The sequence below is a fragment of the Niabella sp. genome (assembly GCF_030150205.1).
Classification (GTDB): Bacteria; Bacteroidota; Bacteroidia; order Chitinophagales; family Chitinophagaceae; genus Niabella.
The window spans coordinates 317,511-331,658 of sequence record NZ_JASLGT010000002.1; the positions used below are offsets into that span (position 1 = coordinate 317,511).

Below are 14,148 nucleotides of genomic sequence, written 5' to 3' on the forward strand. Positions count from 1 at the left end.
AATTATAGCTGGTTTATGATTCCCGGTTTTCCTGGGCGCTGCCGGAAGCCGGGGGATGCTGTTCCATTTCCACCACGCCACCGGTTACGGTATACTTCATAGCATCTCCGGGCGTAATGGCATCAATCAGCTGCACCCGGTTCCGGGGCAGGATATACAGTTGCCCGGCAAAATTATACGCCTGTGGTACATACACACCCACCATATCGGCGCCCATGTTAAACTTTGCCATTTCTTCATCGGTAATAAAACCTACGATCCAGATATCCCGGTCAAAGATATTGGCCAGTACCGGTTTGGTAAATTTCTTTTTATCGCCGGCAAATGCACGGAAAAAGTCCTTTATAGAGGTATACAGCAGCTTAATACCTGGTGTGCGTTCCAGCCAATGGTCAAAAAAGCTGATAACGGCCTCCATGATCAGTGAACTGCTGATCCATCCAATAAACAGGATAAACAGGATGATGGTCAAAAAACCCAGTCCGGGCACCACCATCACAGGGCGCAACAGGTTATCTACCCAGTTAAAAAGCTGGTAAAGGATATAGATCGTAATGGTAATGGGGGCCAGGATGATCAATCCCTGGAGGAAATAACGGAATAATTTTCCCACGAGACGATCTTCTTTTTTATACTTAATTGTAGCCATGATACCGGGCAAAAATAAAAGTTTTTGACAGTAAGTACGGCTGAGTTGTGCTTTTGGGCGGTTCGCCGGTAAAAAAATGCCATTCACCGGTATGCGTAGCATAATAATGTGTAGCGATAATAACTTCGGTTAAGTTTTTCATGAAAAAACGCCGGAAACTTTAATAGTTCAAAAAGTTTCCATAGTTTCGCCGGGCAAAATGGAAGACGAAAACGAAAATAAGGCCCATATCCGTAACCGGGCATTGCACCTCTTCATGCAATACGGTGCGCGCAGTGTAAGCATGGATGACATTGCATCGGCCGTGGGCAGCAGTAAAAAAACGATCTATCAGTATTATACAGACAAAGATCAGCTGGTAGGGGAAGCTATCGAAATGTTGTTGCAGGACAATTGTATGCATTGCAAAACGTTTCATGACATCTCCGATAATGCCATACAGGAAGGGTTCCTGGCTATTGAACAGACTTCTGAGTTGTTCAGGAATATGAACCCTGTTCTTATGAATGATCTTAAAAAGTATCATCCCCGGGCATACAAAAAGTTTGTGGATTATAAGAATGGGTTCATTTATGATGTAATTGCCACCAACATAAAACGGGGAATCGGGGAAGGATTGTATCGTGACGATTTCAATATCGATATTATTGCGCAGTTCCGGGTTGGGAGTATAGATGTACTTTTTATGCCGGAATTTTACAGCAGGTTAAAGGATAGCCTGTTCCAGGTACAGCTGGAGCTGTTCTATTTTTTCCTTCATGGAATGGCCACTCCCAAAGGACAGAAATTAATTGAAAAGTATAAAAAACATAAACCAAAAAATAATTCAGATGCAAAAGATTAGGCTAATGGTAATGGCCATCGCGGGGCTGATGATAGCGGGCAGCGCTTATGCGCAGGACAGTACCCATTATTTTACATTGCAGCAGGCACTGGAGTATGGACAAAAGCACAATGTGCAGGCAAAAAATGCGTTGCTGGATATTCAATTGCAGCAGCAGGTAAACCGCGAGGTGACGGGTAGTGCGTATCCGCAGATCAGCGCAAATGGAAGTGCTACCTATAATCCTAATGTTGCTGTTCAGCGATTTCCGAATTTCTTTGCTCCTGCCATTATCGGCGTGTTACAGCAATTGGATGTGCGTGATGGAAATGGCAAACCAATTGGAAATCCCGCAAATGCAGACTATGGTTTTATAGATGCTCAGTTTGGTACAAAATGGAATTCAAATGCTGGAGTTTCGTTGAGCCAGATCTTATTTGACGGCCAGGTATTTACTGGGTTGCAGGCGAGAAAAACGCTGATCGACTATAAGGTGAAAGCTTCTGAAGTAACAGCAGAACAAATCCGGTATAATATAGCCAAAGTTTATTATCAGCTGATAGTTAGTAAAACGCAGATCGATCTGATCGATTCCAATATAGCCCTGGTATCGAAGAACCGCAATGATACAAAGATTATGTATGATAACGGTTTTGCGGAGAAGCTGGATATTGACAAACTGGATGTACAGCTTGCAAATCTTCGTTCACAAAAGATTCAAATTCTAAATAATGTTAACAATGGCTATCTAGGTTTGAAAGTATTAATGGGAATGCCTATTTCGGAACAGCTGGTTCTGGCTGACTCTCTGACCGATGACAATATCAAAGAAGGAATTCTGGATGCGATGAATGCAGATTATCTAGAACGGAAGGATTATCAGGCAGCGGTGTTAGGTGCTAAACTGAATGAGTACGATATGCAGCGTTATAAATACAGTAAGATACCGACCCTGTCGTTAAGTGGTAATTATACCAAAATGGCAATGGAGAATTCGTTGGGGAAAATGATCAACAGCCAATGGTTTACTGCTAGTTCCATCGCTTTGAATCTACATGTGCCTATTTTTACCGGCTTTGCCACCAATGCTAAAATTGAGCAGGCAAAATTGAAACTACGGCAGACACAAAACCAGATAGAGGCCTTGAAGATCAATATAGACAATGAACGGGAGGCTGCTAAAAACACCTTTAAATCTGCCATTACAGATATGGACTATCAGAAGCAGAACATGAAGCTGGCAGAGAATGTATACCAGCAAACCAAGAAGAAATATGAAATGGGCACCGGAAGTCAGATTGAAATTGATAATGCCCGGGTGCAGTTGCAATCAGCCCAAACCAATTATTATAATGCCCTGTACAATGCCGTTGTGGCAAAAGTGGACTTCTTAAAGGCCATTGGTAAATTTTAACATCCAAACTATTTAATACTATATTTTATGCACAGCGTTTTAAAAACCACATTAACGATCACTGCCTTTGCATTGGTGCTTTACTCCTGCGGAGGCGGAAAGGAGAAGGGAAAGGCTGGCGATCTTAAAGCCAAAATTGAAAAACTGAAAGCCGCGCAGAAAAAGAACAATGATGAGTTGACCAAATTAGAAGACGAGCTGGCGAAGCTGGAGCCCAATACCGTTAAAGCAAAATTTGTAACCATACAGCCGATTGGCAGCAATGCCTTTGATCACTATATCGATTTACAGGGTAAGATTGATGCGAAGAACAGTGCCTACGTAGCACCCAAAGGAATGGGAGGCGTGGTAAGAGCGTTGTATGTAAAACAAGGAGACCGGGTAAGCAAAGGACAGGTGCTGGCAAAACTGGATGATGCGGTACAACGGCAGCAGGTAATAGCTGCTCAGCAGCAGACCGGCCAGATACAGGCCCAGCTGAAACTGGCACAAACAACCTATGAGCGGCAGAAGAACCTATGGGCAAATAATATTGGTGCCGAGATTCAGGTAATTCAGGCAAAGACCAATGTAGATGCATTAACCAGCCAGCTACGTGCAGCAGAAGCACAGATACAGCAGGCTAAAGAACAGCTGGATTATACAAATGTGCGCGCCGATATCAGTGGTGTAGCCGACCAGGTAAATGTGAAGGTGGGAGAAGCTTTTGTAGGAATGGCCGGAACCGTTCCGCAGATCTCTATTGTAAATACATCGGTACTTAAACTCATTGTCAATGTTCCCGAAACTTATATCGATCGGGTTAAAGTAGGCACCCCATTGAAGATCACATTGCCCGATGCAGGGAATAAAGAAATTTCTGCAAAAGCAAATGTGGTAAGCAAGCTGATCGATCCAACCACGCGCTCTTTTTATGTAGAGGCAACGGTACCGCAGGACCCTTCCATCCGGGCCAACCAGCTGGCAAAAGTGCAGCTACAAGATTACAGTGCAAGCGAAGCCATTACCGTACCGGTAAATACCCTTCAATCAGATGAAGAAGGGAAATTTGTACTGGTTGCCGTAAAAGAAGGCAATAACCTGGTAGCCCGGAAAAAAAGAGTAGTGGTGGGCGAACTGTACCGCGATAAACTGGAGATCAAATCCGGACTGGTAAATGGCGATCAGCTGATCACCGAAGGATTCCAGAGTTTGTACGACGGGCAGGTAGTAACTACCCAGGCTTCGAAATAAATTTCAGTAGGCAGTGAGTTTATCTCACCACAAATAATGCACATATGAGTATTTTAGAAGAATTTTTAGAGAAGAGCAAAAAATTTAAACCTACTAATTGGGCCGTAAAAAACCGTACAACGGTTTATTTACTGATATTAATGGTTTCGCTGTTTGGGGTATACAAATTTGTTGCAACCCCAAAAGAAAGCTTTCCGGATGTGGTAATCCCCAATGTATATATATCTACCATTTACGTGGGTAACTCACCCAAGGATATCGAGAACCTGGTAACCCAGCCCATTGAAAAACAATTGAAGGGGATGACGGGCGTAAAGGTTACAAAAGTAACCAGCAGCTCCTTCCAGGATTACTCTTCCATCATGGTAGAATTTGGTTCGGATGAGAAAGTGGAAGTGGCCTTACAAAAGGTAAAAGATGCGATTGACAAGGCCCGGCAGGACCTGCCGACGGACCTTACACAAGAGCCCACGGCGCTGGAAGTGAGCATGTCTGAAATGCCCATTATGTATGTGAACCTGAGTGGCGATATCGACCGGGTACGGTTAAAAGAGTATGCGGATAAAATGAAAGACCGCATTGAGGAATTGTCGCAGATCACCAGGGTAGACCTGGTAGGGGCGCCCGAGCGGGAGTTCCAGATCAATGTAGATAATGCAAAAATGCAGGCTGCCGGTGTTACTTTCGATGATATTGCCACTGCGGTGAAGTATGAGAATGCGGATATCTCCGGTGGTTTGCTGGAAGTGGGCAATATGCGGCGGAACCTGCAATTGAAGGGACAGTTTAAAACCGCAAGGGATATTGAAGAAGTGATTGTACGGAACAATACGGGCAATCCGATCTACCTGAAAAATATCGCTTCCATTAAAGATACCATCAAGGAAACAGATAGTTATGCGCGGTTAGATGGCAAAACCGTATTAACCTTAAACATCGTAAAACGCAGCGGGGAAAACCTGATCGAAACCAGCGATGCCGTAAAGGCCATCAGCGAGGATATGAAGAAAACGGTATTCCCTCAAAACCTAAGTGTGACCATTACCGGTGATCAGAGCATTTCTACACGGACATCGTTCAATGACCTGGTAAACTCTATCGTGATCGGGTTTATACTGGTATTGATCATCCTGATGTTCTTTATGGGACTCACCAATGCCTTCTTTGTGGCCCTGAGTGTGCCGCTGAGTATGTTTGTGGCGTTTATGTTCATACCGGTTGGGGAAGCCTTTATTGGCACCAATATCACGCTCAATTTCATGGTGCTTTTTGCACTGCTTTTCGGACTGGGGATTATTGTTGATGATGCCATCGTGGTAATTGAGAATACCCACCGGATCTTTACGGAAGGTAAAGGAAAAATAAACCCACAGCGGGCCTCTATGCTGGCGGCGGGGGAGGTATTTGTGCCTGTACTGGCAGGAACATTGACCACGCTGGCGCCCTTTGTACCGCTTTTGTTCTGGCCGGGGATCATTGGTAAGTTTATGATCTACTTGCCATTGATGCTGATCTTTACATTAGCGGCCTCCTTATTTGTGGCCTTCCTGATGAACCCGGTATTTGCGGTGGACTTTATGAATCATCCGGACAATCCTGAGCATAAAAAGAAGTCGGATGTATTCCGTTCCCGGCCTTTTGTGGTAATGATCGTTATCGGTGTGCTCTTTGATCTGATGGGGATACCCATGGGAAAAGGGAGTATCGCCTTCTTTATCGGGAACCTGTCCCTGTTTATGGCGCTGCTTACAGTATTGTATACCTATTTCTTTGATGACTGGATCCATAAATTCCAGAACAAGGCGCTTCCCTGGATCATGGGCCACTATGAAGACCTGTTGAAATGGGCGTTAAAAGGCTGGAGGCCGGTATGGCTGCTGCTGGGGGCTTTTGGCCTGCTGGTCGTATCCTTTATGATGTTTAGCGCTTCCGCAGGAGCCGGGCGCACCAAGATCGTTTTCTTTCCCTCGTCGGATCCCAACTTTATTTATGTGTATCTGAAATTGCCAAGCGGCACGGATGTAAAATATACCGATTCCATTACACGCAGCCTGGAGGCCAAGGTGAACCAGGCGCTGGACATAGACCCTGCAAAAGGGAAAAAGAACGCGGTAGTGGAAAGTGTGATCGCCAACGTAGCCGTGGGAGCGGCGGATCCTAACAGTGGAGATCGGAGTACCCGTAGTAACCTGGGGCGTATCCAGGTTTCCTTTGTGGAGTTTGAAAAGCGGCATGGTGTAAGTACGGCCCCCTACCTCACCAAGGTACGGCAGGCGATCAGGAACATTCCAGGGGCGGAGATTTCTGTAGAGCAGGAAAAAAATGGGCCGCCCACCGATCCTCCGATCAATATTGAAGTGGCCAGTGAAGAGTTTGATAACCTGATCCCGACAGCGGTAAGCTTGAAAAATTACCTGGACAGCCTGCAGATACCGGGTGTGGAAGAATTGAAGATGGATGTAGACCTGAGCAGTCCCGAGGTAACCCTGAAAGTAAACCGGGAACGGGCCCTGAGCGAGGGCGTTTCTTCAGGCCAGATTGGTCAGCAGATCCGTACAGCATTATTTGGGAATGAGGCCAGCAAGATCAAGAACGGGAAGGACGAATACAAGATCTACGTACGGAATAATGAGCTGCAACGTAAGAATCTTACCGATCTGCTGAACATGAATGTAGTCTTCCGGGAGGCAACCGGAAAAATAAAAAGTGTGCCGATTATTTCGTTGGTCGACGTGGACTACACCAATACCCTGGGAAGCGTGCAACGTAAAAACCAGAAACGGATGATCACCCTGCGTAGCAATGTGCTGGAAGCGGAAGGGTATACACCTACAGGCGTAAATGCACAGATAAAATCTGCTATTGATAATTTTCACGCAACCGGTGATGATGTTACTATTAAGCAAACGGGAGAAGGTGAGCAACAGGCAGAAACAGGGGCCTTCCTGGGAAGAGCACTGATGATCGCCCTGGGACTGATCCTCCTGATCCTGGTGGCACAGTTTAACTCCATGAGTAAGTCAGTGATCATCTTAACCGAGATCGTATTTAGCGTTATTGGGGTGTTGCTGGGCTTCACCTTAACGGGGATGGCAGTATCGGTGGTAATGACCGGGGTTGGGATCCTGGGGCTGGCCGGTATCGTAATCAAGAACGGGATCCTTGTAATTGAATTTGCCGATGAGCTGCGGGGGCGTGGGTTAAAAACCCGGGAAGCGGTGATACAGGCTGGTAAAACACGGATCATCCCCGTTCTGTTAACCGCCCTGGCTGCAATTATGGCGCTGATACCACTGGCAGTTGGATTTAATATCAACTTCGTAACCATGTTCTCCGAACTCAATCCGAAGATTTTCTTTGGCGGAGACAATGTGATGTTCTGGAAACCGCTTTCCTGGACCATTATCTTTGGTTTGGCGTTTGCATTCTTTATGACCCTGGTAATGGTACCCAGTATGTACCTGATTGCAGAAAGGCTGAAGCGGCCGATGCGCAATACGTTTGGAGGTAAGTGGATCTCCTTCCTGGGAATACCTCCGGCGATTTTCTTATTTATCCCGCTGATGCTGTTCACCATGTTCCGTCAGAGACGGAAAGTGGCCCGCCGGAGAAACCGCCTGGCCGGTCAAAAGAATACGGTGAACGAAGCGTATATCGGTAGTTGGTTCTAAGATTCCATTAACCTTGTAATAAAGCGAAACGGCGACTCAACAGGTCGCCGTTTTTTATACGCTATGCGAGACTTCAAGTCTCGCATAGCCTCGCACAAAAAAAAAGCTCCCGGGAGGGAGCTTTTATATCCGTTGAAAGATAGATTAATAACGATCGCGATATCCGCCGCCGCCTTTGTTGTATCCGCCGCCGCCGCTTTGGCCAAAGCTTCTTTTCTTATAGCCACCGCCGCCGCCGGAACCGCCTTCTTTAGGACGGCTTTCGTTTACAACGATGTTACGGCCGTCTACTTCAGTGCCGTTTAAAGCTTCAATAGCCGATTTTGCTTCATCGTCGCTGGCCATTTCTACGAAACCAAAGCCTTTGCTGCGGTTTGTGAATTTGTCAGATACGATTTTGGCAGAGGTTACTTCCCCATAAGGAGCGAATAAATTCTGTAAGTCCTGGTCTTTCAGGTTCCAGCTTAGGTTTCCTACGTAAATGTTCATTTTATTTGAATTTAAAAAAATAATAGAGTGCTAAAACAGTACCAAATTCAATGAACATTAAAAATATTCTGAAGCTTTTTACTGAAAGAACACTATTGTAATCTATATCAAATATAGACTAATTTTTTGGCAGCCCAATTTTTTTTTGACAGAAATAACAAAAAAAACACACCCCGGGGGCGTGTTTTTTAAAAAATTCAGTAAAAAGGGATTATTCTGCAATAACCTCGAATTCAACTTCAGTGCTATGGCCGCCGCCGAAATCGATGGTTGCTTTATAAGATCCCAGTTCTTTAATATCTTCAGTGATATGGATCTTTTTGCGGTCAATTTCATATCCTTTTTGCTCGCGGATCGCCCTGCTCAACTGCAGGTTGGTTACGCTACCAAAGATTTTACCGCTGGTTCCTGTTTTGGCGCCCAGTTTTAACGGAGCTGCATTCAGTTTTGCGATAACGCTGTTGATCTCAGCCAGCATCGCTTCTTCTTTCTTACGCGCCTGTTTCAAACGCTCTTCCAGCTGTTTTTTGTTGCTGTTATTGTTTTCAACAGCCATTTTACGGGGGATCAGGTAGTTACGGGCATATCCGTTTTTTACACTTACCACCTCGTTGGCAGCGCCTAAATTGTCCACATCCTGGATCAGAATTATTTCCATTGTATTTGTTGCCTGCACCGCAGGCGGGTTTTAGTTCCCGGAGCCCAATCGATGATTGTGACTGTCTGGCACCACCGGCGCCATTAGGGATGGTTACTAACTATAAGTGAATAGGCAATAGCGAATAGTCAGGAATTGAAATGAATACATCCATTTTTAATCATTGACTATTCGCTATTCACCATTGACTATTTCAAAAGATCTGTTACGTAAGGTAACAACGCCATCTGACGGGCTTTTTTCACCGCATCAGAAACCCGGCGCTGAAATTTCAGACTGTTTCCTGTTAAGCGGCGGGGTAATAATTTACCTTGCTCGTTCAGAAATTTTTTCAGGAATTCCACGTCTTTATAGTCAACGTAGCGGATGCCATATTTCTTAAAACGACAAAACTTTTTAACACGCTTGTCGGTTTTAATGGCCGTCAGATATTTGATTTCATTCTTTGCCATAATATTAAGCCTCCACTGCTTTTTCGGTTCCTGTTTTAACGCCACTGTTCTTTTTTGCATTATACTCAACGGCGAATTTATCGAGTTTAGTGCAGAGGTGACGGAGTACAGACTCGTCACGCAGAAGCTGGATTTTCAGCTTCTCATTGAAGTCGGATAGCGCAGTGTATTCCAGAACCCAGTACAAGCCTGTGGTTTTTTTCTGGATCGGATACGCCAGTGATTTCAGTCCCCATGGGTTTTCGTGTACGATAGAGCCACCTGCTTCAGTTACCATACCGGCAAATTTCTTCTGAGCAGCTTTAAACTCATCTTCGCTTAAAACCGGGGTAAAAATCACCATCAATTCATAATTGTTCATTACCCAATTTGTTTTTAAAAAGTAAATAAAAATAGCCCTAGGCAATCCTAAGGGGCTGCAAAGATAGGGATTTTCTAATTTCTGACCGCTGCGGGGACTTATTTTAGGGGCTGTGGGCTGTAGTGCTGCTATCGGTCGTGGTTCCCTGCCCGCCTGCAATCTTTGCGCCACCCTCATTTCCGGCCCTGCAAAGGATTTTCGGCTCAGCAGGGCAGCCCTTTGTCTTTGAATATGAATTGTTTATGTAAAATGCGCGCTATTCGCGTTATTCGAGACTTCCAGTCTCGAAGCCCCTTTCTATCGCCTTTGGCGATTAAAAACTAAAAAAGCAGATCAATTGTCATCAGCCCATTCTTTCCTTCATAGTCCAGGGCACTGCTGTAGAGATAATGTGCTGCTTCGGCAACCAGCCCCGCTTTCACCGGGTTTTGATGAATATAATTCAATTTACAGCGCAAAAAGTCTTCAGAATAGATCACTTCCGGGTGATTGTTTCCTGTCCAAACCTTAAAATAATCGTTAGCATTGGTGCGCTTTGCATAAAAGCCAAACATATGGAGCAACCAATTCCGGCGGCTTTCGGGTTCTTCCTCAATAGAGCGGGTGATGGCCTTGGTGGTATACGTTTTGAAATCCCGGATAATATCGCTTAAATTATTTTCCCGGGTCGTCCAGATAAGGTGAAGATGATTCGACATAATGACATAAGCTCCTATCTGTAATCCCTTATTAACTCTGCAAAACTGCATGCTGTTCAGTATCAGATCGCGGTAACGCTGCCTGGTGAAAATGTCAATCCATCCCACAATGGTAAAGGTTAAAAAATGTGTGGCCCCCTGATCCCGGATCCTGTAGCCATCGGCGTATTCATAGCTCATAACATAGGTTTTCTTAAAGATACAGCAATAATTGCCATAGGCAATGCAAATTGCTTCGAGACTATAAGTCTCGAAGAGCGTATTTTTACGACACTTTAATTTTTAAAAATGCAAAAAATCAATATTCCTTCGGACCGGCCGGTTTCTGATGGTGAAATAGCCACTTACTGGTTTGAGGAGGGGATACTGGTATCACTTTCAAAGGCGGTGAAACGTACGGTAACAAATATTTCGGGTAATGTGGCATTGGTAAAAGAGCTGACCGGGGGAAACCGGGTACCGCTGCTGATCTACCTCGCAAAATCGCCGGTCCCGGATAAAGCCACCCGCAAACTATCGGCTGAAATGCTGCCGGTAAATTATAAGGCAATGGCTATGATCTCCGAGCCGGGACTGGCACTGCTGATCATGAAAATCGTGTTCAAATTAAAGCCGTCGCCCATACCGGTAAAAAGCTTTACCAATGATACGGAGGCAAAAGAATGGCTGAGGCAGTTTTTATAAGCAGGAACCGGCAGGGGCGTATGATTGCCGCCCAGGCGGGTGATCGCTTTTCAGGCAATAAACAGGAGGGATTTACTCAAACGCCTACCGGTCACTCTGCTCCTCCATATTTAAGTTCCGGTCAAATGGGCTCTTGGTAAAAGGATAAATACTTTGTTTTATAAACCCTTTGGGATATTCCGCCTCATGCACGCCGGTTCCTGCGGGCCATTCATTGGCCGGTAAATAGTAGGTGCCAAAGATCCAGTCGATCAGCGGGAAAATAGACGCAAAATTCTTTCCATAATACCGGGGATCTTCACAATGATGCCAGTGATGATATTGCGGGGTGGTGAAGATGTATTTGAGCGGACCAAAATTGATCCTTGTATTGGAATGGATCAGCACCGCATGTACAGCGATGAAGATAATATAGGTATTAAAGACAGGCTGCGAAAAGCCCAGGATGTAAAGTGGTATAAAGGTCATTGCCCGCGTAAAGAAAATGTCAACAAAATGGGTGCGGCTGCCGGCCAGCCAATCCATATTTTGGGTAGAATGATGCACGGAATGAAACCGCCACAGGTAAACATGGTTGTGAAAGATCCGGTGCGCCCAGTACTGGAACAGGTCGGTGGCAAAAAACGCCAGGAACAGCCCGGCAATAAAAGGCAGGTTGGCCACCCACACATGTATTTTGTCTAAGCCGATCCATCCAAAAAACAATAAGGCCGGCTTTTGTGTAATGACCCCAAAAAACTGGATGAATAAATGGCTGATCACAAAATATACAAGATCCGTACGCCATTCTTCATGAAATTTAGTCTGATCCCGGCGTTTGGGAAAAAATAGTTCCAGGGGAATAAAAATGGCGGTCATCAGCAGCAGGTCCAGCAGCATCCAGTCCAGTCCAAAATGCCAGCTGGATTTTTCTACGGCCCGGCCTTCCATTCCAAAAGCGCCCAACAATACAGCCATACCCGACAGGGCGGCGCCAATAAGCGCCCACTTTAGTTTTTTACTTAAAAGGAGGCTTAAAAGCGCAAAGAAAAAAGAACCGATAACGACTGCCGTTATTAATGTAGCCATGCTTTCGCCGGTATATACCTGTCTGAATTCGGGCGTGGTGAGTTTTTCCGGATACCGGAAACACAGCATTCCCCCTAGTGCAAGTATTGCCAGGAAGACGGATATATAACCACTGATTTGTCCTTTTCCTATCTTAAGACGTTCATATCTTGCCATGTCATCAATTTCACTAAAAAATAATAAGATTTTTGTAGGGATAATAAGGCCTGTGTCAGGCCGGGATATCATCCGAAACCCGCAGGTCTTCTACCCGTAATTGCAAGTTCTTCTTGCCCTGCCATTCATTTTCATCGATTTTAAATACCAGGTCAAATGGCCGCCCCCCGGACACAATGGGAAATTTGGCAGCCATGTTAAAGCCGATTCCTGTTAATTGCAGTCCGTTTTGCTGTACCACAAACCGGAGATGCTGTTCTTTTACAATGCGGCTGAAGCCGGTATCGCTAACACCGCGTGCCAGGAACACCGGGCTCATATTTCCGGGTCCAAAGGGCTCCATTTGCCGGAGGATATTAAAAAAAGCAGGAGTGATATCGGCAAACGAAATTTCGGCATCAATAAGCAGTTCCGGTGTCAGCAGTTCGTCGGAAATACTTGCAGCCACTACTGCTTCAAATTTTTCGCGGAACAGGTCGATATTCTCCTTACTTAAGGTAAGACCCGCTGCGGCAAAATGTCCGCCATACCCGATCAGGTATTCCCGGCAGGCATGAATGGCTTCATACAGGTTAAATCCGGGAACGCTCCGGGCGCTGCCCGCGGCATAGTCGCCGCTTTCCGTTAGTACTACCGTGGGGCGGTAATGGTGCTCGATCAACCTGGAGGCTACAATACCTACTACGCCTTTATGCCAGTGCGGCTGGTATACAACCGTTGATTTACGGGTGCTCCAGGTAGTGTTTTGTACAATAATTTCCAGCGCTTCTTCGGTAATGCTGGAGTCGGCTTCTTTACGGTCGCTGTTATCGCTGTGCAACAGTTCAGCATAACCCAGGGCTTCCTCATAAGAAGGTGACACAAAGAGCTGAACAGCCTTCCGGGCGTCATCCATTCTTCCGGCTGCATTTACCCGGGGCGCGATCATAAAAACCAGGTTGTGTATATACAGGGGCAATTGGGTGCCGCTTAAAAATGCAAGTGCTTTGATACCCGGGTTGGGCTCCTGGTTTACCTGCTGCAGCCCGTAATAAGCCAGGATCCTGTTTTCGCCGGTAATCGGAACAATGTCGGCCGCAATAGCGGTGGCCACCAGGTCAAGAAACTGGTAAGGGAAAGCTGCAGGCAGTTCCAGCTTTTCGCAAAGGGCTGTAATGAGCTTATAGCCTACACCACAGCCGCAGAGTTCTTTATAAGGGTAGGCACAGTCCCGTTGTTTTGGGTTCAGGATGGCTGCGGCATCCGGAACAATGGTATCCGGCAAATGGTGGTCGCAGATCACAAAATCGATCTGCAGGGTATGGGCATACTGCACCAGGTCTACGGATTTGATCCCGCAGTCCAGTGCTATAATGAGTGAAAAACCGTTTTCTTTTGCAAAGTCGATCCCCGCTTTGCTTACGCCGTACCCTTCCCGGTACCGGTGGGGGATATAAAAATCGACTGCACTGTACTGGGTTTTTAAAAAGCGGTACATGGCCGCTACGGATGTGGTACCGTCTACATCATAATCGCCAAATACCAGGATCTTTTCCTGGTTCCGGAAGGCGGCCAGTACGCGTTCCACGGCCTTGTCCATATCCTTCATCAGCCAGGGGCTGTGCAGCTGCTCCATCTGGGGACGAAAGAAAAGCCGGGCTTCTTCAAACGTCCGGATCCCGCGCTGTACCAGGATCTTACAAAGCACACGATTGATCTTTAATGTATTTTGTAAAGCAGTTACGGTCTCAGCATCAGGCTGCAGTATGTTCCATCGTTTTTCCATTGCGGCGGGGTGTTCGCTTACAGGGCG

The 14,148-nt window shown here is 45.9% G+C and carries 13 protein-coding genes; 5 read left to right on the top strand and 8 right to left on the bottom strand.

Features of this window, described 5'->3' with window-relative positions:
- Positions 1 to 13: 13 nt before the first annotated feature.
- Positions 14 to 649, bottom strand: coding sequence for a DUF502 domain-containing protein (locus Q1V85_RS01910; RefSeq protein WP_300596870.1), 636 nt, complete (start codon positions 647 to 649; stop codon positions 14 to 16).
- 199 nt (positions 650 to 848) lie between these two features.
- Between Q1V85_RS01910 and Q1V85_RS01915 the strand changes: the two genes are divergently transcribed.
- From Q1V85_RS01915 to Q1V85_RS01930, 4 genes are read left to right on the top strand one after another with little or no spacing between them, the layout of a single operon-like run.
- Positions 849 to 1,493: a TetR/AcrR family transcriptional regulator gene (locus tag Q1V85_RS01915; RefSeq protein WP_300596872.1), complete on the top strand. Its 645-nt coding sequence runs from the start codon at positions 849 to 851 to the stop codon at positions 1,491 to 1,493.
- Positions 1,480 to 2,886 (top strand): TolC family protein, encoded by a 1,407-nt coding sequence (locus Q1V85_RS01920; protein ID WP_300596874.1) that lies wholly within the window; start codon positions 1,480 to 1,482, stop codon positions 2,884 to 2,886. Before Q1V85_RS01915 ends, Q1V85_RS01920 begins: the two co-directional genes overlap by 14 nt.
- Positions 2,887 to 2,913: 27 nt before the next feature.
- Positions 2,914 to 4,119 carry an efflux RND transporter periplasmic adaptor subunit gene (locus tag Q1V85_RS01925; protein WP_300596876.1) on the top strand — a complete coding sequence of 402 codons (1,206 nt, stop codon included), beginning with the start codon at positions 2,914 to 2,916 and terminating at the stop codon, positions 4,117 to 4,119.
- Positions 4,120 to 4,163: 44 nt separating this feature from the next.
- The gene (locus tag Q1V85_RS01930; protein ID WP_300596878.1) at positions 4,164 to 7,790 is read left to right on the top strand and encodes an efflux RND transporter permease subunit; all 3,627 of its coding nucleotides are present in this window, start codon (positions 4,164 to 4,166) and stop codon (positions 7,788 to 7,790) included.
- Positions 7,791 to 7,934: 144 nt separating this feature from the next.
- On the opposite strand, the gene Q1V85_RS01935 is transcribed toward Q1V85_RS01930, so the two are convergent.
- From Q1V85_RS01935 to Q1V85_RS01955, 5 genes are all read right to left on the bottom strand, one after another.
- Positions 7,935 to 8,279, bottom strand: coding sequence for an RNA-binding protein (locus Q1V85_RS01935; RefSeq protein WP_300596880.1), 345 nt, complete (start codon positions 8,277 to 8,279; stop codon positions 7,935 to 7,937).
- Positions 8,280 to 8,490: 211 nt separating this feature from the next.
- A complete protein-coding gene (gene rplI / locus Q1V85_RS01940; protein ID WP_300596882.1) occupies positions 8,491 to 8,937 on the bottom strand; it encodes a 50S ribosomal protein L9 in 447 nt (148 codons plus the stop codon).
- A gap of 188 nt (positions 8,938 to 9,125) precedes the next feature.
- A complete protein-coding gene (gene rpsR, locus Q1V85_RS01945; RefSeq protein WP_018629905.1) occupies positions 9,126 to 9,389 on the bottom strand; it encodes a 30S ribosomal protein S18 in 264 nt (87 codons plus the stop codon).
- 4 nt (positions 9,390 to 9,393) lie between these two features.
- On the bottom strand, positions 9,394 to 9,750 hold the full coding sequence (rpsF, locus tag Q1V85_RS01950) for a 30S ribosomal protein S6 (RefSeq protein WP_300596886.1): 357 nt from the start codon (positions 9,748 to 9,750) through the stop codon (positions 9,394 to 9,396).
- Between the two features lie 320 nt (positions 9,751 to 10,070).
- The gene (locus Q1V85_RS01955; RefSeq protein ID WP_300596888.1) at positions 10,071 to 10,628 is read right to left on the bottom strand and encodes a transposase; all 558 of its coding nucleotides are present in this window, start codon (positions 10,626 to 10,628) and stop codon (positions 10,071 to 10,073) included.
- Between the two features lie 108 nt (positions 10,629 to 10,736).
- On the opposite strand from Q1V85_RS01955, the gene Q1V85_RS01960 reads away from it, so the two are divergent.
- Complete coding sequence (locus tag Q1V85_RS01960) at positions 10,737 to 11,132, top strand: STAS/SEC14 domain-containing protein (RefSeq protein ID WP_300596890.1); 396 nt, start codon at positions 10,737 to 10,739, stop codon at positions 11,130 to 11,132.
- A gap of 84 nt (positions 11,133 to 11,216) precedes the next feature.
- On the opposite strand, the gene Q1V85_RS01965 is transcribed toward Q1V85_RS01960, so the two are convergent.
- Both Q1V85_RS01965 and recJ read right to left on the bottom strand, forming a co-directional pair.
- A complete protein-coding gene (locus Q1V85_RS01965; protein ID WP_300596892.1) occupies positions 11,217 to 12,356 on the bottom strand; it encodes a sterol desaturase family protein in 1,140 nt (379 codons plus the stop codon).
- A gap of 55 nt (positions 12,357 to 12,411) precedes the next feature.
- Positions 12,412 to 14,121, bottom strand: a complete 1,710-nt coding sequence (recJ, locus tag Q1V85_RS01970; RefSeq protein WP_300596894.1) for a single-stranded-DNA-specific exonuclease RecJ — start codon at positions 14,119 to 14,121, stop codon at positions 12,412 to 12,414.
- Positions 14,122 to 14,148 lie beyond the last annotated feature (27 nt).